General features: G+C 68.9%; 17 protein-coding genes and 1 tRNA gene. 9 read left to right on the top strand and 9 right to left on the bottom strand.

Annotated elements, in window-relative coordinates; genetic code table 11:
* The first annotated feature begins 321 nt into the window (after window positions 1-321).
* Entirely contained in the window at window positions 322-3024 is a 2703-nt protein-coding gene (locus tag OG514_RS32140) for a fibronectin type III domain-containing protein (protein ID WP_266900667.1), read from the top strand.
* A 665-nt stretch (window positions 3025-3689) separates the two neighbouring features.
* Here OG514_RS32140 and OG514_RS32135 read toward each other — a convergent pair.
* A complete protein-coding gene (locus OG514_RS32135) occupies window positions 3690-4112 on the bottom strand; it encodes a VOC family protein (protein ID WP_266900666.1) in 423 nt (140 codons plus the stop codon).
* A 73-nt stretch (window positions 4113-4185) separates the two neighbouring features.
* On the opposite strand from OG514_RS32135, the gene OG514_RS32130 reads away from it, so the two are divergent.
* On the top strand, window positions 4186-4773 hold the full coding sequence (locus OG514_RS32130; RefSeq protein ID WP_266900665.1) for a TetR/AcrR family transcriptional regulator: 588 nt from the start codon (window positions 4186-4188) through the stop codon (window positions 4771-4773).
* Window positions 4774-5046: 273 nt separating this feature from the next.
* Here the strand turns inward: OG514_RS32130 and OG514_RS32125 are convergent, their stop codons facing one another.
* Window positions 5047-6177, bottom strand: coding sequence for an NAD(P)/FAD-dependent oxidoreductase (locus tag OG514_RS32125; RefSeq protein WP_266900664.1), 1131 nt, complete (start codon window positions 6175-6177; stop codon window positions 5047-5049).
* Window positions 6178-6689: 512 nt separating this feature from the next.
* On the opposite strand from OG514_RS32125, the gene OG514_RS32120 reads away from it, so the two are divergent.
* The 3 genes from OG514_RS32120 (at window position 6690) to OG514_RS32110 (ending at window position 8763) form a co-directional block, all read left to right on the top strand.
* Window positions 6690-7494, top strand: a protein-coding gene (locus tag OG514_RS32120; protein WP_266900663.1) for an IS5 family transposase whose coding sequence is annotated in 2 segments (ribosomal slippage) — window positions 6690-6988 and window positions 6987-7494 — 807 coding nt in all. Because the reading frame shifts where the segments join, the coding sequence is not laid out codon by codon here.
* 40 nt (window positions 7495-7534) lie between these two features.
* The gene (locus OG514_RS32115; protein ID WP_266900662.1) at window positions 7535-7930 is read left to right on the top strand and encodes a hypothetical protein; all 396 of its coding nucleotides are present in this window, start codon (window positions 7535-7537) and stop codon (window positions 7928-7930) included.
* A gap of 71 nt (window positions 7931-8001) precedes the next feature.
* Entirely contained in the window at window positions 8002-8763 is a 762-nt protein-coding gene (locus tag OG514_RS32110; protein ID WP_266900661.1) for a metallophosphoesterase, read from the top strand.
* A gap of 130 nt (window positions 8764-8893) precedes the next feature.
* Here the strand turns inward: OG514_RS32110 and OG514_RS39495 are convergent, their stop codons facing one another.
* Entirely contained in the window at window positions 8894-9262 is a 369-nt protein-coding gene (locus tag OG514_RS39495; protein ID WP_353962711.1) for an aldo/keto reductase, read from the bottom strand.
* Window positions 9263-9272: 10 nt separating this feature from the next.
* The gene (locus OG514_RS32105) at window positions 9273-9608 is read right to left on the bottom strand and encodes an aldo/keto reductase (RefSeq protein ID WP_266900660.1); all 336 of its coding nucleotides are present in this window, start codon (window positions 9606-9608) and stop codon (window positions 9273-9275) included.
* Window positions 9609-10164: 556 nt separating this feature from the next.
* Here OG514_RS32105 and OG514_RS32100 point away from each other — a divergent pair.
* Complete coding sequence (locus OG514_RS32100; protein ID WP_266900659.1) at window positions 10165-11154, top strand: NADPH:quinone reductase; 990 nt, start codon at window positions 10165-10167, stop codon at window positions 11152-11154.
* Window positions 11155-11351: 197 nt separating this feature from the next.
* On the opposite strand, the gene OG514_RS32095 is transcribed toward OG514_RS32100, so the two are convergent.
* On the bottom strand, window positions 11352-12245 hold the full coding sequence (locus OG514_RS32095) for a helix-turn-helix transcriptional regulator (RefSeq protein ID WP_266900658.1): 894 nt from the start codon (window positions 12243-12245) through the stop codon (window positions 11352-11354).
* Between the two features lie 206 nt (window positions 12246-12451).
* Between OG514_RS32095 and OG514_RS32090 the strand changes: the two genes are divergently transcribed.
* The gene (locus OG514_RS32090) at window positions 12452-13219 is read left to right on the top strand and encodes an SDR family NAD(P)-dependent oxidoreductase (RefSeq protein ID WP_266900657.1); all 768 of its coding nucleotides are present in this window, start codon (window positions 12452-12454) and stop codon (window positions 13217-13219) included.
* Window positions 13220-13283: 64 nt separating this feature from the next.
* Window positions 13284-14129 (top strand): SDR family oxidoreductase, encoded by an 846-nt coding sequence (locus tag OG514_RS32085; RefSeq protein ID WP_266900656.1) that lies wholly within the window; start codon window positions 13284-13286, stop codon window positions 14127-14129.
* A gap of 382 nt (window positions 14130-14511) precedes the next feature.
* Here the strand turns inward: OG514_RS32085 and OG514_RS32080 are convergent.
* From OG514_RS32080 to OG514_RS32065, 4 genes are all read right to left on the bottom strand, one after another.
* Window positions 14512-14591, bottom strand: a tRNA-OTHER gene (locus tag OG514_RS32080).
* A 53-nt stretch (window positions 14592-14644) separates the two neighbouring features.
* Window positions 14645-14908 carry a hypothetical protein gene (locus OG514_RS32075; protein ID WP_266900655.1) on the bottom strand — a complete coding sequence of 88 codons (264 nt, stop codon included), beginning with the start codon at window positions 14906-14908 and terminating at the stop codon, window positions 14645-14647.
* A gap of 906 nt (window positions 14909-15814) precedes the next feature.
* Window positions 15815-16219, bottom strand: a complete 405-nt coding sequence (locus OG514_RS32070) for an RICIN domain-containing protein (protein WP_266900654.1) — start codon at window positions 16217-16219, stop codon at window positions 15815-15817.
* Between the two features lie 656 nt (window positions 16220-16875).
* Entirely contained in the window at window positions 16876-17379 is a 504-nt protein-coding gene (locus OG514_RS32065; RefSeq protein WP_266901031.1) for a hypothetical protein, read from the bottom strand.
* Window positions 17380-17875: 496 nt separating this feature from the next.
* Between OG514_RS32065 and OG514_RS32060 the strand changes: the two genes are divergently transcribed.
* Window positions 17876-20209, top strand: a complete 2334-nt coding sequence (locus OG514_RS32060; RefSeq protein ID WP_266900653.1) for a M9 family metallopeptidase — start codon at window positions 17876-17878, stop codon at window positions 20207-20209.
* The last annotated feature ends 96 nt before the right edge of the window (window positions 20210-20305 follow it).

Genomic DNA, 20305 nt, shown 5'->3' with positions numbered 1-20305 from the left:
CCGGCATGACTCCGTCTCGGACAGTGCTGGGATGCTGAGGCTGCCCATGCGGCAGTGCGATGGGGAACTACCCGACGAAGGGGTCGTGTAGATCCGGAACAGACCGCGAAGTTCGGCGGCTGACCCCGTACCGGGTCCCGGGCGGGCGCGCCGTCGGCCAGCCGTTCATTACCGGACTTGGCCGTTCAGGACGTTCAGGCGGCTATCACCCCCCACACAGCCCGCGAACACGGCGCCACGGAAATCTCGAAGGGAACACGGAACGGCATGCGTCTATGGCAACGTACGTTAGGAACGGTCCGCAAGCGACGCGGGGTGAGGGTGTCCACGACGCGCCGCCGCGCGGTGACCTTGATGGTTTCACTGGCCTTGGTCCTCGGCGCCGTCGCTGGGCCACCAGCGGCCCCGGGCTTTGCGGTCGAATCCTCCCCCCTGTGCGCCACTCACGCCACGTCCTTCGCGACTGAGGGCGATGAGGCGGCGCCAATGACGGTGCGGCTGGGGTGCGCCAAGGACTCGGGTGGTTTCCGCTCGCTCGCTGTGAACGACGACGACCTGGTCATGGCCATCGACTTCCTGCCCACTGCCGAGGGTCGCCAGCATGTGCGCGACTTCATGAAGGCGCTGGTCGACCAGACCCGTGCCGATCAGGCCGCGGGCATGACGCTGGGGGCCTCGTTCACCAAGCGGGCCCGGGAGCACAGTGTCGGGATCTACCCGCCGCAGGAGGGGAGCGGCGGCGACTTCGAGGGCACGGTGCACGCCGTGGAGGACAGCCTCGTGATCGTCGCTTCGACCGATGCTGGCGGCTTCGGCGCGACCCCGATGCAGAAGTTCATCGCCAGCGGTGTCGCCTGGGCGGTCACCGGCCTGGTCTGGGCCTCGTGCATGGCCTTCTTCAACGTCGGCGCGCCCGCCGCCGCTCCGGTGTGCGGCGCCGTCTCCGAGGGATTGGGCACGCTCGTCGGCGAGTTGCTCAACGCCTACTACGACGACAGGTCGCTCGGCGACGCGGACGTCTGGGCGGGGGCGCTGGCCGCGTCGTTCTGGCCGGCCGTGAAGGGTGCCTTCCAAGGAGCGTTGCTGGCGTGGACTTCTGAGCGCGGCGCCACAGCCATCGCTCAGGTGCAGCAGGCCCTGCGCAACTTCGGGACGAAGATCAAGTACTTCGGTTCGGTCACCACCTACATGGCCGACGTGATGAAGGACCTGGCGCCGAAGCTGCTGGCGTCGCTGCAACGGCTCGAGCGGGGTGTCGGCAGCACCGACGCCCCTCTGCGGGTGATGGTGGTGGGCGACTCCATGACGCAGGGCATGGAGGGCGACTGGACCTGGCGGTACCGGCTGTGGGAATGGTTCCGCGACCAGCATGTCGACGTCGACTTCGTCGGTCCCTACCAGGGCACCAAGCAGCAGGCGACCCCGACCGGGCCCCCCGCCCCGCCTCGTCTCCAGGGGGAGGTGCTGGACAACCCATCGGTCGAAAATCCGCCCGTCACGGGGGCGTACGCCCAGGGCGTGCGGGCCGGCTTCGACAGTGACCACTTCGCTGTCTGGGGGCGGCAGGCCGCCCAGGACAAGGATCTGATCGGGCCCATGGTGGCCCAGTACAAGCCCGACCTGGTGCTGTTCGGTATCGGGTTCAACGACATGGGCTGGCTGGTCAGTGACGGGCCCGGCACGCTGGACAGCGTGAAGACCCTCGTCGACCGGTCGCGCGCGGCCAAACCGGACGTCCGCTTCGCCGTGGCGAACGTCCCCATGCGGCCGCTCATCGACGGCCGCCAGGACCTCATCGTCAAGACCCGGCAGTTCAACAACATGCTCCGGGATGCGATCCCGTCCTGGAGCACGCCTCTCTCGCCGGTGAAGCTGGTCGACTGGGAGACTGCGTACGGCTGTGACACGAACACCTGCCCGGGCGGATACGACAACCTGCATCCCAACGCCCTCGGTGAGTTCCAGATCGCGTCCGCGTTCGAACGCACCCTCCACGAGGGGTACGGCATAGGTCAGTTCGTGCCCGGCATCCCCACCACGATCCCCCGGCGGCCGATCTTCCCGGTGAACAGCGTCGTGGCCGAGTCCGTCCCGAGCGGTGTGAAGGTGACCTGGTCACCAGTGTTCGGTGCGCGTGGCTACACGGTCCGCTACCGGCTCGCCGGCGCTGCGAACTGGAACCAGACCCATGTCTCGACCAACCGCTACGACACCACCTGGACGGAGGACGGCTGGACCTGGGAATACCAGGTCAACACCGACAACGGCACCGACGGCGTGTCCGTATGGTCCGAGACGGTCTCCGCGACCGCACACCCGGCGACCGCCGCCCCGCCCACGAACGTCTCCACCCGTCCTTCCTCCAACGGGCTCCACGTGTACTGGGATGCGCCGACCGGCCCGCACACGGACAGCATCGACCGATACGAGATCATCACCTGGGACAAGGACGTGCCTGGCTCCTATATCAACAGCACGGCGGTTAAGGGCACGTCCGCGGATATCGACGGCCTCGTACCGGGCCACCACTATCTCGTAGCGGTGGCGACCTGGAACCAGGCGGGCGGCGGCATGCCCACCGTGGCCAGGTCCGTGACAGTCGGCGCGGGCGTGCCCCCCACCCCGGCAGACGTGAAGATCCAGTCCCTGGATGCCACGACCGTCCGCCTCACCTGGCAGGGCTCGGCCCAGGCGGCCGGATACCGGGTGTGGGTACGCAACGCCACCGCGGGCGGCTCGTTCACGGCGGACCAATCCACCACCGACACCACCTCGCACGAGATCGCCTTCCTGTTCCCGGGCAACTGGAACTTCGAATTCTGCGTCTCCGCGTTCAACGGCGCGCTGGAATCGGACCGGTCCGGATGCGTTTCGGTCCCGCTCCCGCCCCCGTCGGCCGGCCTCGCCGGGCGAACCTCCGCGGCCGCCGGCCGCACACCGGATCCCGCGGCTCAATCCCCCTTGCTGGAGTACCGCTTGGCCGACCGTGGACGAGACCTGATCGCAGCCGCCCCTGGCCACTGAGGCCGAAGCCCCACCCGCCCTCGCGTGCCCCCGAGGTCACGCCTGCCGGGGTCGCTTTCGCGCCCCCGGCACTCACGGCTTGGCATACTCCCAGTTCACCCGGGAGCTGCATGATGCGTCCCTACCGATGATGTGGATCTATGGCATCGGCTCTGCCCCGGAATTCCGTGAACCGTTCGGCAGGGCAGTCCGGTCTCTCCGGGGTCGCGGCCACCTGGTTCTTCCCAGACAACGGCCGTTCGGCAAGAGATCGCTCATAGCAGGAATGCACCCGCCGTGCCCGGGCACGGCACCCCGGGCACCTGGGCGGCGGACCGCACGCGGCCGCTACCACCACCAACGCCTCGGCCGTGAACTCCACGGCCTCTCACCGCACATCGACGTCCGGGAACAGCACATCATCCAGCGAGCAGACCCCCGCCAGCGAGACATGCCCTGCCGGAACGTTCCCTCACACGGCTCCTGGCCTGGGATTTCACGGAAACTCCGGCCAGAGCCGTGAAATCGGCTGGGGCTGGTCTCGGTTCCCACTCGGTTGCTGTGAGCAACCGAGTGGGGATCACCCGCTGGTGGGGTGTGCGGGCGTCGCGACGATCAGTCACCGGCGCCTTCGGCGGCGCTGCGCACCGGGTTTCACCCACCCTGGACGGCCGGGGCTGCCCCTGTCAGGCCGGGGTGGCGGTGTACTGCTCCGCGAACTCCCCCGTGGGAGGGATGGGGGTGATGACATCGATCAGGACGCCGTTCGGGTCGGCCACCATGAAGTGCCGCTGCCCGAAGTCCTCGCTGCGCAGCTCCAGCTCGGCCGGCAGACCGCCCCGCACGACCATCCGGTCCCACTCCGCGTCGACGTCCTCGACCTCGAAGTTGAGCAGCAGTCCCTGGACCGGTTCGCGGTACGCCTCGGGCAGGGTGGGGTGGGTGTGGTCCAGCAGAGCGAGCTCGTACGCGGGGGTGCCGGGTCGCCGCATGCTCACATACCAGTCGGCCTCGAAGGTCGTCTTGAAGCCGAGGAGCTCGGTGTAGAAGAGCAGCGACTCCTGGAGCTTCGACGTGCAGATCACCGGATACAGGCTGGTGAGTTTCATGGCCGAACCTCATTTCGCGTACCATCAGTATGTCAAACTCAGGCTATTCACATACCGTCGGTACGTCAAAGGGGTGCAGGTGACCCGGGCAGAACAGCGCGAACACACCCGTCGGACACTGCTGCGTGAGAGCAGACGCCTGTTTGCGACCCAGGGGTACGCGGCCGTCGGTCTCGCCGAGATCGTCCGCGCCGCCGGGGTGACCAAGGGTGCGCTCTACCACCACTTCGACGGCAAGGCCGCCCTCTTCCGTGCCGTCCTCGAACAGGTCCAGCAGGATGTGGGCCGGGCCGTCGCGGCCGCCGCCGACGCCGAGGACGACCCCTGGGGTCAGCTCCTCGCCGGCTGCCGCACCTTCCTCGCCGCCGGTGCCGACCCCGACATCCAGCAGATCATGCTCCTCGACGGACCTGCCGTCCTCGGCTGGAACGAATGGCGCGCCCTCGACGAAGCCTCCTCCGCCCACCACCTCGCCAACGCCCTCACCGTCCTCGTCGACCGCGGCATCCTCGCACCGCAACCCGTCGAGCCCCTCACCCGACTTCTGTCAGGCGCCATGAACGAGGCCGCCCTCTGGCTCGCTTCCTCCGCCGATCCGACCGATCTCACCGAGGCCCAAGCCGCGTTGACCCGCATCCTGGAGGGCCTGCGCACCACCTGACGCCGGCCCAGGCCGGCCCCTCCGTTGCGACACCAGTTCGCAGGTCACTGCACTTGGGCGGGAATCGGGGTGAGCAGGTCTGTCCCCTCCCCGACCACAGGGTGGGGAGATTCAAGGCTGTAGCCCACATTTCGCGACGATCACGCCCTGTGTGGACGTGGTGTCAAGTGCCCGCCTGGACCGGCCCGCCGAGGATCCCTGCGTCGCCCCATACTGCACGTCGTGGATCGCGAAGACCTTGCTGCTGCCCTCGAACGGCATCCAACCGACGGCTCATCGGCCCTTCTCGGTGATCATGTTGATCAGGCCCTGGGCCGTGTTGTGCTCGGAGTCGATCCCCGGAACCTCTCCACCTTCAAAAGTGGCGATCTCGGCGCTGCGGGGGAACATGGCCTGCTCGTACTCGGTGAGCGCGGCCTCGACATCGTCGGGGTGCGCGGCGAGGGCGTTGCCGAGTTCGGCGCCGTCGTACATGGCCAGGTTGGCGCCTTCGCCGTTCGGGGGCGTGAGATGGGCGGCGTCGCCGAGCAGGGTGACCCCCGGCGCCCGGTCCCACCGGTGTCCGGTCGGCAGAGTGTACTGGGGGCGCAGGACCGGCGCTGTGTCGCCGTCGGTGATCAGCGCGGTGAGTTCCGGGGCCCAGCCGTCGAACTCGCGCGCGATCCGCGCGGTGGCCGCGGCGGCATCGGTGAAGTCGATGGCGGCGAACCAGTCCTGCGGCCTGGTCAGCGCCACGTAGGTGTGCAGAGTGTCGCCGCTCTCCCGGTGAGCGAAGATCTCCCTGCCCGGCGCGGGCGCGATCAGCATCCCGCCACCGACCGCCTTCGCAGCGGCCCGGTGGCGGGTGTCGGCGTGGAACAGGTAAGTCTCGACGAACGACGTGCCGGCGTACTCGGGTGTGGCGGTGGAGAGCAGTGGCCGTACCCGTGACCAGGCGCCGTCCGCGCCGACCAGCAGGCTGGTGACGACGGTGCCGCCTGCCGCGAACGTCACCTCGTGGCGTCCTGAGCCGAGGGCGCGAGTGCCGTCGACCTTGTGCCCCCACCGGACGGTGCCGGCCGGGAGCGAGTCGAGCAAGATCTGTCGTAACTCGCCGCGCTGCACCTCGGGGCGTCCGCCCGTGCCGTCGTCGGCCTTGTCAAACAGGACGGTCCCGTCCCGGTCGAGGACCCTCATCGCCTGGCGGCCCTCGAGAACGATGGCGTGGAACTCGTCCATCAGGCCGGCCGCCTTGAGTGCGAGCTGTCCGTTGTAGTCGTGGATGTCGAGCAAACCGCCCTGCGTGCGCATCGTCGGGGAGGACTCCGCCTCGTAGACCGTGACCGGGATTCCGTGGACGTGCAGGACGCGGGCCAGAGTGAGTCCGCCGAGTCCGGCGCCGATGATCGTAACGGGCATGTGCATGGTGGCTCCTGGGAATCGGGGCCGCCCGGTGAGCTCCGGCCGGCCGTCCCTGGAACGTTTCCGGACGTCACCGACAACCCACCGACAACGAACCGGCAACCGCCGACAGATGACCGACACAGCGCGTCGCTTCCGAACATGACGGAACTGCGCCCGAGGGACTGCGCGTGTACGAGCCGGTACGACACACGGCCCGTCCCCAGGTCGGTGCGGAGCGCGCCGGGCCGGACGGCGATCGTCGAGATGTTGAATGAGCTCGAGACGATCCGTTGTCGGTGCGGGAGCGATCCATCGGGTCACCTCCCCGGAGGCGGGAGCAATGCCGCCGCAGGGTCCGTCCGGATGGGACGGACCCTGGCGAGCTGGGCCGAACTCTGGCCCAGCCGACTTGGAATGAACTACTGCCTCTTCCTCCGACTAGCGCGTGTCTCTTTGATGGGTTGGTCAGTTGATCGGATGTGTCTGACCGATTAGTGATCACTGATGCGATGTGGGACCGGATCTAGCCGCTGATGCCAGCCGATCCGGTCCGTGGAAGACGGTGGGCCGACCACCGCCGCACCCTTGAGGCCATTGCCTGGAAGTACCGCACCAACTCGCCCTGGCGTGACCTGCCAGGCGAGCTCGGTCCGTTCCAGACCGCTCACAAACGGCTGGTCAGATGGGCTGTCGACGGCACCTGGGAACGGATCCTTGCCTCGGTCCTGGCCGCAGCGGACGCCGCCGACGACATCGACTGGACCGTCTCCGTCGATTCGACCGTCGTTCGGGCCCACCAGCACGCCGCCGGAGCGCTCAAAAAGGGGCGGCGGGCGCCGGGAGCCAGTCGACCACGCACTCGGACGCTCCCGCGGAGGACTGAGCACCAAGGTCCACCTTGCGGCCGACGGCCGGGCCAGGCCCCTGGCCTTCACCATCACCGCAGGCCAGGCCGGTGACGCGCCTGCCTTCGAGACGGTGATGGACCGTATCCGCGTGCCCCGCACCGGTCCGCGCAGGCCCCGGACCAGGCCCAACGCTGTTCTGGCCGACCGCGCCTACTCCTCACGCGCCATCCGGGCCCATCTGCGACGCCGGGGAATCCGCGCGGTCATCCCGCAGCCGTCCGACCAGATCGGCCACCGTCAACGGCGAGGCCGGCACGGAGGCCGCCCGCCCGGATTCGACCGGGAGGCCTACAAACAACGGAACACCGTCGAACACTGCATCAACCGCCTCAAGCAGTGGCGCGGCCTGGCCACACGAACCGACAAACTCGCCATCGCCTACCAGGCCGCACTCCACCTCGCTGGCATCCTCATCTGGACCCGTCACTGACCAAAGAGACAGAACCCAGCCCGTCAGCCGGATCGTCCGCATGGTCACCGCCGAGGTTGTCCACGACGGCCAGCATGTCGCACTCCGGCTCGGCGACCCGCCCACCCCAGCCCCCGAACCGGTGGCCGCCCTCCTGCTCGACTGCCTCCAGGCCCTGCCCGCCAACACCCCCGCCATCAACCAGAACTCGCCCTGGCTCTTCCCCGGCCGCCGGCCGAGCCAACCGATGAACCCCGGCACCCTGCGCGACGCGCTGCGGAAACTCGGCGTCCCGGCCGAAAAGGGCCGACCCGTGGCCATCCGCCAGCTCGTCCTCCAGGCCCCGGCGCCCGTGGTAGCCCAGGCACTGGGCTACCACGACAAGAGCACCACCCGCATCGCTACCAAGGCCGGAGCCCCCTGGAAGAACTACGCACCCGGCGACCACACACGCTGAACGGCCACCTGGAGCTACGCGTCGGGCGAAAGATCACCCCGCTCGGCTGTCTTCACCCCACAGTGGTGACCATGCTGAACCGAGTAGCTGTCCTGTCCGACATTCACGGAGTCCTGCCGGCCCTGGAGGCAGTACTCGCCGAACCCGACGTCAGCACCGCCGACCACATCGTGCTCACCGGCGACATCACCGCCGGCCCGCAACCGACCCAAGTTCTCGACCTGCTGACCAGCCTCGGCGACCGCGTCATCTGGATCAGCGGCAACGCCGACCGCGAACTCCTCGAATACCGCCGGGGGCAGCGCGACACGATCCCCGACCCGATCGCCCCCTGGGCAGCCGCACAGCTCCGTGAGGACCATCTCGACCTTCTCGAATCTTTGCCACGATCACTCACCCTGTCCTTGAACGGGCTGGGAAAGGTGCTGTTCTGCCATGCCACCCCTCGCGACGACGAGGAGGTCGTCCTCGTCGACTCCCGCCTCGACCGCTGGCAGGAAGTCTTCAACGGACTCGATGCCGGCATCCGCACCGTGGTCTGTGGCCACACCCACATGCCGTTCGTCCGCCTCGCCCACGGCCGACTCGTGATCAACCCCGGCAGCGTTGGCATGCCCTATGGACGAACCGGAGCACACTGGGCCCTCCTGGGCCCGGGCATCGAACTCCGCACCACGCACTTCGACCTCCAAGCCGCAGCCACCCAGCTCAGCCAGGACTCGTCCTACCCCGACATCACCGAGTGGGCCGACTACTTCCTGAACGCTCGCGCGACCGACGCCGACGCCCTCGCAGCCTTCGCCCCACGGGACGGACGCGACCACGCACCGTGACACCCGCTCCCCCTCCACAGCAGGGGAAGCCGAACACCGACTACGCGATCAACTACGCCTACCAATCCCCGGGCCGGTGAAGCAGCGGTGCCCGCCTCCTCTGATGCGGGGCGGGCGCGGGGCGCGAGTGTCAGTTCAGACGTCCGCCGAAGTCGCCGTCGGGAGCAATCTCGGAGATGCGGGCGAGGTCGGCGACGGTGAGGGTCAGGTCGGCCGCGGCGGTGTTCTGGGCGACGCGGTCGGGGTTGCGCGAGCCGGGGATGGGAACGAGGTAGTTCTTCTCGGCCAGCAGCCACGCGAGCGCCAGCTGGGCGAGGGTGGTGCCCTTGCTCTCGGCGACTTCGGTTAGCTTGCCGACGATGGCGAGGTTGGCATCGAAGTTCTCCGGACTCCACCAGGCCAGGCGCTGGCGGAAGTCGTCGGCGGTGTAGTGGTCGCGGGACTTGACCGCGCCGCTGAGGACACCTCGGGCGAGCGGAGAGTAGGCGACGAAGCCGATGCCGAGTTCCTCAAGGACCGGGAAGAGCGGGGGCGTGGTGGGGTGCGAAGGGCGAGTACTCGTTCTGGAGGACCGAGATCGGGTGCACGGCGTGGGCGCGGCGGATGGCGTCCTTGCCGGCGTTGGACAGACCGAGGTACTGGGCCTTTCCCGCGTCGACGAACTCCTTCATCACGCCGACGACGTCTTCGATGGGGACACCGGGGTCGGGCACGTGCTGGTAGAGCACGTCAATTACATCGGTGTTCAGGTTGCGCAGGCTGTTGTCGACCACCTCGCGGATGTGGTCCGGCTGAGAGCTGGGGCCGAAAGCGGGGGCGAAGCCGAACTTGGTCGCGATCGTCACCTCGTCACGGATCGGTGCCAGCGCGTGGCCGAGAGCTTCTCGCCCTCGCCCCGTCGACATCCTGATGTTCGTCAACCAGCTCGCCATGTCCTGGGCTGGCCAGGCGGATCTGCTGCCCAGCGACGAGGGCCAGCGCACGTCTTTCCTGGCCGCCCGTCGCGAAGCCATCGTGAACCCAGTCCAGCGCCTGTTCCCCGCCTCCGGAACCTAGACCCGAATCGCTCCGTACGGGGCCTGGTTCAGAGAATTGACCAGGCCAAACGAGATCGCTCCGGACCACAGAGGGCGGGGCATGCGCACTCCTCACAAGTCCCCTGGAGGTGTGTTGTTGTAGGGTCCAGGATTTCGCGGCACAGTCTCATCTGCAACGGCACCAAGGCGGCATTTGTGCCATCTATCTGAGATCCGCAGGTCGCCCGCATCCGGGTGTCTCCGCACGGCGCGTGGGTGACGAGGTCCTCGGAGGAGCCGCACCGGTGCCCGACGCGCGCGCCGAGGGCGATCCCCGTAGGCTCGAGGCACCCGCGAGCTGACCGGCCCCGGAGGTGCAGCGCCCATGCTTGCGTCCTGGTACGACGAACAGGGCCCGGCCGCCGACGTCCTGCACGTCGGGGAACTCCCTGACCCCATCCCCGGTCCCGGCGAGGTCCGTGTCCGCGTCACCGTCTCGGGCGTCAACCCCGGCGACACCAAGAAACGGCGCGGCTGGCTCGGCTCGACGATGCCCTTTCCTCGCGTGATCCCGCACAGCGACGCCGCAGGGGTCCTCGACGCCGTCGGGGAGGGCGTTGACGCGCGTCGTATCGGGCAGCGGGTGTGGGTGTACGGCGCCCAGTCCTACCGGCACTCTGGCACCGCCGCCCAGTACACCGTCGTCCCCACCGACCTGGCCGCTGTGCTGCCCGACCACCTTGGCGACGAGCTCGGGGCGAGCCTGGGCATCCCCGGGATCACCGCCCACCGCACCGTGTTCGCCGACGGCCCGGTCGACGGAAAGTTGGTCCTGGTGCACGGTGTGCTCGGCGGGGTCGGCTCCCTGTCCGCCCAGCTCGCCCACTGGGCCGGGGCCACCGTGCTCGCCACTGTCCGGCGCGAGGAGGACCTGGACCACGTCGACCCTGCCGTGGTGTCGCATGCCGTCGCTCTCGACTCCGGTGACCCGGCAGAGGGGATCCGCACGTATGCACCCGATGGAGTCGACCGCATCGTCGAGGTGGCCCTGTCCGACAACGCCGACCTGGACTGCGCCGTCGCCGCAAACGGCGCGGTCATCGCCGCCTACGCCACCCGCGCTGATCGCACTGAACTTCCCTTCTGGCCACTGTTGTTCAACAACGTCACCCTCCGCCTGCTCGGCAGCGACGACTTCCCCGTCGAAGCCAGACGGCAGGCCGCCCGCGACCTCACAGCCGCAGCCGCCGTCGGCGCCCTCTCGGTGGATATCGGCGACCGTTTCCCTCTGGCGGAGATCGCCAAGGCGCACGAGCGTGTCGACGCCGGAGGCCGCGGCCGCACCCTGGTCACCATCCCCCAGTCGTACAGCTGAGCCCACGTGGTGGAAGGCCGCAGCTTTGCGGCGGCGGGAGACGGAACAGGAGTGGTCCCAGGATCGTGGCGCAGGGCGAGCCGTCCACCAGGCCCGGTGGATGACTTGTCACTGTCGCCCGTGCGCTCCTTCAACGACATCCAGGTAGGCGCGCCCGGCCCGTCGGCCTCGCTCGGCGTCGAGCCCTGTGGCTGGTGTCAGCCGGTGGCCGTGTCGCGTGCTTCTTCGGCGGTGGCCGGTGCGGGGGCGGCGGTGCCGGTCCAGCTGGCGAGGATGGAGAGGGCCTCGGCGGAGGGGGAGGTGGGCTCGGGGGTGAGGATGACGAGGGATTGGTCGGGGGCGCCGGCGACGTTCAGGGTCACGTAGTCGAGAGCGAGGTCACCGACGAGTGGGTGGTGGAGGTGCTTGGTGCCGGTGGCGTGCGTGCGGACGTCGTGATCCGCCCACATCCGCCGGAAGTCCTGGTCGCGCAGCGACAACTCTCCTACGAGTTCGGTGAGTTGAGGGTCGTCGGGGTGGCTTCCGGCGTACAGGTGCAGCGTGGCGACAGTTTCGGCGGCGGCCTTGTCCCACTGGTCGCCGTACAGGGCGTGGGCGGCCTCGTCGAGGAAGAGGTAGCGCAGGAAGTTGCGCTCGGCGTGGGGGCGGGCCTGGAAATCGGTGTAGAGGGCGGCGCCGAGGCGGTTGGTGGCCAGGATGTCCATGCGGCGCCCCAGGACCATCGCCGGGGCGCCGATGGCGTCCAGGGCCTGATAAAGGGTGGGGTGGACGCGCTGGGGACTGAGGGCTCGCTTGCGCCGGGGGCGGTCGGGGGTGGGGTGGGCGAGGTCGAAGAGGTGGGAGCGTTCGGCGTCGTCCAGTCGCAGGGCGCGGGCGACGGCTTCCAGGACGGTCCGGGAGACGCCCTGGGTGCGGCCGCGCTCCAAGCGCACGTAGTAGTCGACGCTGACCCCGGCGAGCTGGGCTACTTCCTCGCGCCGTAGCCCCGGCACCCGGCGGGCGCCCGGGTGCGGGGTGAGGCCCACCTCCTCCGGGGTGATCCGGGCCCGGCGGGTGCGCAGGAACTCGCGGATCTCGGTGCTGTGGTCCATGAGTCCACGGTACGGCGGCCACCTCAGGGCCGGTCACCTGTAAAGGGGTACCGGCAGACCCCCGGAAGAGGGGTACCCCGTACGGCGCCCCACGCGGGGCCCGTGGGTGGTTGCCTGGATATCGGGCCGCTTCAAGCCCTTAAGCGAAGAATGAACGAAGTATCCGCATCGATGAACGTGCGGCACACTGGCAGAACGGATCTCCCATGACCTCGAAGCTCACCGGCACCGTCGCGCTCGTCACGGGCGCGAGCAGCGGTATCGGCGCCGCCACCGCCCGCCTGCTCGCCGAGCAGGGCGCCTCGGTGGCGCTGGTGGCCCGCCGCAAGGACCGCCTCGACGACCTCGCCGCTGAGATCACCGAGGCCGGAGGGGCGGCCCTGGCGGTATCGGCGGACATCGCCGACCGCGCCCAGGCCGAGGCGGCCGTGCAGCAGACCGTCGACCACTTCGGACGACTCGACATCCTGGTCAACAACGCCGGCCTGATGCTCCTGGGCCCCGTCGTCGGCGCGGACCCCACGGAGTGGGAACGCATGATCGCCGTCAACGTCCAGGGCCTGCTCCACACCACCCACGCCGCCCTCCCGCACCTGCTCAAGGCCGCCGAGGACGGGCCGCGCCAGGTCGCCGACATCGTCAACATCAGCTCGATCGCCGGACGCGTGGCCCGGAACGGCTACGGCGTCTACAACCTCACCAAGTTCGGCGTGAACGGCTTCACCGAGTCCCTGCGCCAGGAGATCACCCAGCGCCACGTACGTGTCGGCGTCCTGGAGCCGGGCGGCGTGGACACCGAGCTCGCCTCGCACAACGACCACAAGCCCGAAGTCCGCGAAGCGACCGCCGCCTTCTACGAGCAGACCGAGGTCCTGGCCCCCGAGGACATCGCCGACGGCGTCGCCTACATGGTCACCCGCCCCCGGCACGCCTCCATCGGCGAACTGTGGATCATGCCCACCGACCAAGCCTGATCTCATCTCCCGCGCAACCACCCCCAGGCGCCACCCCACGGCGCCCGAAAGAAACGGATCCCCCATGAGCAAGGTCATCTTTGTCACCGGCGCCGGACGCGGTCTGGGCACGGACATCGCCCGCCAGGCCCTCGCAGTCGGCCACCAGGTCGTCGCCACCGGACGCCGCCCCGAACAGGTCGAGAAGACCCTCGGCGGACCGCAGGACAACCTCCTGGTCACCAAGCTGGACATCACCAGCCTGGACGACGCCCAGGCAGCCGCGCAGGCCGCCGTCGACCGCTTCGGCCGCATCGATGTCCTGATCAACAACGCCGGAAACTTCTTCGCCGGCTACTTCGAAGAGATCACGCCCGACCAGATGCGCCAGCAGATCGAGACCAACCTCTTCGGCCCGATGAACGTCACCCGCGCCATCCTGCCCCTCATGCGAAAGCGGCGCGCCGGCCACATCATCACCCTCTCTTCCTCCGCCGGCATCATCGGCCAGGAGTTCTGCGTCGCCTACGCCGCCTCCAAGTTCGCCGTCGAGGGCTGGATGGAATCGCTGCGCTTCGACGTCGAGCCGTACAACATCCACACCACGGTCGTGGAGCCCGGCTTCTTCCGCACCGAGCTGCTCGTCGACGGCTCCACCATCTGGCCCGAGCCGACCATCGACGACTACGCCGAGCGCACCACCACCACCATCGCGGCCTGGAAGAGCATGAACGGCCGGCAGACCGGCGACCCCGCCAAGCTCGCCCAAGCCCTGCTGGCCATCGCCGCCCAGGAGAAGCCGCTGCTGCGCTTCGTCGCCGGCGCCGACGCCATCGAGGGCGTCAAGGGCAAGGCCAAGGAACTCCTCGCCCAGGCCGAAGCCTCCCGCGAGCTGGGCGGCAACCTCGGCCACGACGACGTCACTGCCTGACGTGACGCAGCGGCGGGCCGGACGGACAATTCTCCGTCCTCGCAGCTGACTCGAGGAAGGGCGTACCGCGTCCGCGGATACGCCGGTGGATACGGAGCCGTCCGTGCGCGGCTCTGGATGTCCTTCCAAAGGGTCGGGGGCGTGCCCGTACAAGCCGCCCCAGAGGTTGAGCCAGAACCTCATCTGGTGGACAGAGCCAAGGGGTCGAGACCGCGAGGAAATGCCACGTTTCTGAGACTGAGCGGCTGTGCCAGAGACCTGAGACAGCGGACGAACCGCTGGTCAACGGGCACCACCTGTGCCACGAGCAGCGAGGCCCTACAGCTCCCAGGCTACGCAGACCTGGCCCGTGATCGCTGGCGGCGCGGGCAGCGCGGGCGGATTGCCTCGCCGGGATTCGAACCCGGGTTTCCGATTCCGGGTGAACCGGAGACCGGTGTCCTTGGCCGCTGGACGACGAGGGATGTCCGGCATCCTACGGGGCGGGAGTGAAGCGGCGCACCGGCATTCCGGTGTCAGGGGCCGGTGACGCGGACGCGGAGCTCGTACGGTGCGCCGCTGCTGATCGCCTGCGCTTGCTCGGCCAGGTCGGTGCCGGTGAATCCCAGCAGCGCGCGGTCGGCGGCCGCGCGCAGGAGCGGCACGATCTCGGCGACCGGCCGGCTGCGGTGCGTGGCGGCGAGGTCGGAGTAGGCCTGCTGGTAGGGGGCGCCGTGCGTGCTGGTGCTGTCGGCCAGGAGGTGGTGCATGTCCTTGGCGCTGACGGTGATCTCACCCATGACCCGCTCCCGTTCTTCCGGCGGGCCGGGAGGTCCGGCCCTCGTGCTCACGACGGTACGAGCCATCACTGACATCGCCACGCGCCGGGCGACCGCCCGACCGGCAGCGCAAGGCCGGAAAGAGGACTGGTCTGTGCGAAGGAACGTGCAGGGCACCTGTTACCTGCCCGGGTCATACGACTGGAGGAGTGCGCCGGTTGGTGCTGCGGGCCGTGCGCCGGAGCGTGGAAGGGCTTGCCGGTGATCACTGGGCGGGTGGGTGTAGCTGTCAGTGAATGTCAGGGCCACTGCGGCATATGCGTGCCGAGTGCAGGTGACTGTGACGGAAATGTCCGTACCCGGCAACGGGCCTCAGCCGACGTCCCAACAGGCTCGGCGGGGCGGCAGAGTTCGGATCCTCGGCCCAGCACCGGGCCGGGACCCGCACCGCTTCACCAGCTGTTATCGGCTGGTGGGGCACTGTTTTTGAGGAGACATCTCCCATGTCTGCTTCTTCGACCGCCCGCCGAGTGGGTCGAGATCACCAACAACACCGTCTACGGCGGCGAGTGGGACATCACGCCCGCGGCGGCGGAGGAGTTCAGCAGGCGGTCCCGTCCAGTCAGGAAGCGGCGCCACGAGCACGTTGCGCGCGATGACATACGGCCAGCCGCCGATGACCGAGCAGCGCCCGACGAGCTAGCCGCCGCTTCGGCGGCTGGGGCCACGGACGCCGTTCCCGGGCCGAGCGACGTACGCCGGCCGGGCACGTTGACTTCCAAGCGATTCCACGACCCATCGGACACGGCCTGGGCGTAGCTCAGATCAGTCCGTGGCCAGGGGCGCTATGTCTCCTGGCCACGGACGCAACTTCACGAATCTGTCAGCCGCGAAGGCAGTGGCGGTGGATGTCGAACAGTGCCCGCGCTACCACTGCTGATTGGGCTGGCCGGTGCAGTCCCACTGTCGGACCGGGGCGCCGTTGTCCGTCCGCCAGTCCGCGACCTCAAGACACTTGCCGCTGTGCCTGTTGATAAGCGCATGCCTGTAGCCCGAGAGCACGAACGCCCATTCCTGATTGGGCTGGCCGGTGCAGTCCCACTGTCGGACCGGGGCGCCGTTGTCCGTCCGCCAGTCCGCGACCTCAAGACACTTGCCGCTGTGCTGATTCTGGAGCATCGCGTCGTCGTTGGAATTCCAGTCGATCCAGTACCAGCCTTGATTGGGCTGGTCGGTGCAGTCCCACTGCCGGACCGGGGCGCCGTCGTCCTTCCGCCAGTCCGCGACCTCAAGACACTTGCCGCTGTAACCGTTGTGGAAGGTCCACACCATCGCTGCGGATGCGGGTGAGGACGGCAGACACAGGGCCATGGCAACGCCCGCCACCGCTACCCCAACAGCTCTGCGTCCCCTACGGATGATGCCGTTCCTCATGGAGATCCCCCTAAGACGAGGCCGGTGCTCCCGGCTCGAGACATATTCAGGTGAACCTTAACTTGATCATGCTCTCCTGTCGCTGCCCAGCAGTACGAACGCCAGAGGGGAGACCCAGCAGCTACCGAGCAGCGCGCCGGAGGTTCCTCTCCCGTACGGCGCCGGTCTCCTCGTGCCCACTTGCACCCGCATCAAGTACGTCCACCAGAACGGCGACACCCCAGGCACCACCGAGTCGGCCCGGATCTTCGGCAACCTACGTGCCGCGGCCTGCCGACGGGGCGGCGAAGCGGACCCGTGCTCACACGGTTCCCGTGACCACAGTTGCTGCCGCCCGTTGGGCAGGGCACAACACCGGCCCCCTCGGCTGCCGCGTTCACCGAAATCTGTCTCGCTGTATGCGGGTCTCGGCAGGAGGCCGAGAACGCGAGGTGGAGGCTGTCCTGAGTGGGGCCGGACGGCATCAGCCGTCCGGCCCCACCCTCGGCCGCACGCCGCTACTCAACGATTTCGACGGCGGCGCTGCCGTTTCGCATCGGCATCGACTGCCACGCTCAGGGTGCTGTTCCCCATCGCCGACATCTGCTGTCGCTTCTCGGTTCTGGCCGAGATCTTGGGGAGTCGTTGCGGAGGGTGACGTCTTCGTTCGGCTGGAAGGGAGGTGCACACGTCCCAGGCCCGTCAGCGTTCCCGCATTCTGGTCCACCACCAGCCGAACGTCGCCAACTCGATGTGATTTGACTCTGGCAAGGTACGACGCTGAAGGCGGCGCCAAGCATTGCGACGCGGGCGCCGGACAGATCCCGGTCGAGGGCGGCGTCGATGAGCTGCACCGCGTAGTCGGGGCGGCGGTCGGTCACGGCCTCGGCCGCCAGGAGCAGCGTCTCGGCGTGGTCAACGCCGAGTTGTCCGGCGCTCGCGGTGAAGGCCAGGACGTCCTTGGGCAGGCAGCCGCCGCCGTAGCCGATGCCGGGGCGCATGCCGCCGTGGCCGATCCGCGGGTCGATGCCCAGGGCCTCGACGAGCTGGGCGACGTCTGCGTCGGCGGCGGTGCACATGTCGGCCACGGCATTGATGTAGGAGAGCTGCAGGCCCAGGAAGGTACGTCTGCTGACCGGGTGGCACAGGGGGCCGCTGCGGCGAGAGCCGCACTGCAGGCCAGGCGTTCAGGGCCCCGCTTGACGCCGGACCCCGTGGCGGAGACGGACTGAAGCACAGCGGGGGCAGGAGATCCGGGCGCCCGCCCAGTGAGGGTCGGGCGGGTCCCGGCCCCCTCGGAGCCGTGCCTGTCATCGCACTCCGGGGACCGTTCACCGCGGCTCTTGCGGGCCGCTCGCACCGGCGCGCATCCAGGCATCGAGGCACCCCCGGCCCGTGGGCCGCGCGGGTGGTCGGCCGAGTCCCCCGCCCGAAGTTGACGACGTTTCCGTTGCCCAGGCCGATGAATCTGGCCGAAACCCTTCCAGTGCATGGAGGTCTATGCAATTTTACATGTCACACATCATTGCCACGCTTCCCAACCCGTGGCTTCAACGGCCCCGGAGGCCCCCACAGATGCATCCGTTCCGGATATCGAGAGCCAACGCGCGCAGACTTCCCGCACTCGGCGCAGCCGTCTTCATCGCGCTCGGCCTGTTCGCCCCGCAGAGCCGAGCCGCCTCCGCCGACGCCACCACGCCGGCCCGTGCGACCGCGCAGGGACCCGCGGCCTCGCCGCCGCGGTCGATCCCGGTGCCCAAGTCGCCCGACGCGATGAACGACAGGCCCCGCTTCCGGATCTCCTCACAGGACAGCACCGAGGAATCCGCCCAGGCACCCGCCCCGACCGTCACGTCCGTCAAGGTCGGCAAGCAGTCCCCGGCCGCCGCGGCGGACGAGTGTGGCGACCTCTCCGGCGTCATCAACGCCACCGGCAGCCTGTTGGTCCAGCAGCTCAAGTCCCTCCCCCGGATCAACTGCACCTACCCGCTGTTCGGCCTCACCGGGGAGAACGCCCGCAAGGCCTTCCACGAGGCCCAGATGGTGACCGTCGCCGACGCGCTGCGCGACGCATCGGCCACGTACTCGGGCAACAACGCCGCCGCGGTCGGTCAGCTGGTGCTGTTCCTGCGCGCCGGCTACTACGTGCAGGACAACAACGCGGACGCCGTCGGCGACTACGGCACGGCGCTGGACACCGCGGCGCGCGGCGCGCTGGACGCGTACTTCGCCTCTCCCCGCAGCAAGGACGTCACCGACGCCAACGGCGAGATCCTCAACGAGGTCGTCACCCTGATCGACAGCACCCACACGGCCGGGCGGTACGCCGGTGTCGTCAAGTGGATGCTCGGCAGCTACGACAACACCTGGCCCGGCCAGATGAACCTGGCCATGCAGCACGTCGAGTGGGTCGTCGAGAACGGCTTCAAGGCCAAGGACGACGGCCGCGGCTGGCGGGCCGCCCTCAAGGCCGACCCCACGATCCTCGACACCTGGTCCGGCTTCATCACGCGCAACGGCGCGCAGCTGAACCGCCTGGACGTCGTCAGCAACGTCGGCCGCTACCTCGGCTACGCCCTCGACGTCCCCGAGCTGAAGGACCGGCTCCGGCCGCTGCTCAAGGACCTGATCAACCGCTACCCGAACGTCGGCCCCACCGCGCCGATCACCATGAACCTCGGCTGGTACACGCGCCAGTACGACAGGAACAACTGCGCGGCCTACGCCATCTGCGACCTGGGCGAGCGCGTGCTCCCGGCGATCCTGCCGATCCGGCACACGTGCACCCCGGACCTGAAGATCCGCGCCCAGGACATGTCCCCGGGCCAGCTGGCGAGCACCTGTACCAGCCTCGTCAACCAGGACGTCTACTTCCACCGGATCATCGGCGACAAGGGCGCGATCCCCGGTGACGTGAACACCAACCTGGAGGTCGTCGTGTTCGACGACTACACCCAGTACGCCCTGTACGCCTGGGCCATCTACAACATCGACGTCGACAACGGCGGCATGTACGAGGAGGGCGACCCGGCCACCGCCGGCAACCAGGCCCGCTTCATCGCCCACGAGGCCCACTGGCTGCGCCCGGACTTCCAGATCTGGAACCTCAACCACGAGTACACCCACTACCTCGACGGCCGCTACAACATGTACGGCGACTTCGAGGCGGGCATGACCACGCCGACCATCTGGTGGGTCGAGGGCATCGCCGAGAACATCTCGTTCGGCTACCGCGGCGAGCGCAACGCCGACGCGATCGCCGAGGCCCGCAAGAACACGTACAAGCTGAGCCAGCTGTTCGACACCGTCTACGGCCAGGACGAGGACCCCGAGGTCAACTCGAACCGGGTCTACCGCTGGGGCTTCCTCGCCGTCCGCTACATGCTCCAGGCGCACCCGGCCGACGTCGAGGCCGTGCTGAACAAGTACCGCGCCGGTGACTGGACCGGGGCGCGTTCCTTCCTGAAGGAGACCATCGGCACCCGCTACGACGCGGGCTTCGCGACCTGGCTGACGACCACCTGCGCGACCGACGACTGTGGTCCGCTGCCCGAGGCCGCCTCGACCGCGGCCGTCCCGCTCTGCACGATCAGCGACTCCCGCCAGTTCGACCAGAACTGCCGCCGGGACGATCTCGCGGCCGCCACCGGCAACTACAGCTACCACTTCGTGTACCTGCCCGCCGGCGTCAAGCAGCTGACCATTACAAGCAGCGGCGGCACCGGCAACGCCGACCTGTACTACGGCGGCAGCAACTGGGCCACCACAGGCAACTACAAGGCGAAGTCCGTCAGAGCCGGCAACGGCGAGACGCTGACGATCGACAACCCGCCGTCCGGCTGGGTCTACTTCAGCCTCGCCGCCGCGCAGGACTTCAGCGGTGTGACGCTCTCCACGCAGTCCAAGTGAGCCGGTTCGCCGGGGCCGGCCGGGCAGGACTCCCCCGGTCGGCCCCGGCGAACGGGAAACGGGGAACGGGGAACGCAGCACGCCGAACGGCCCGGT

The organism is Streptomyces sp. NBC_00572 (assembly GCF_026341815.1).
In the GTDB taxonomy this organism is placed as follows: Bacteria; Actinomycetota; Actinomycetes; order Streptomycetales; family Streptomycetaceae; genus Streptomyces.
Note: the sequence above shows the minus strand (reverse complement) of the source record. Positions and strands in the feature narration are given on the sequence as shown.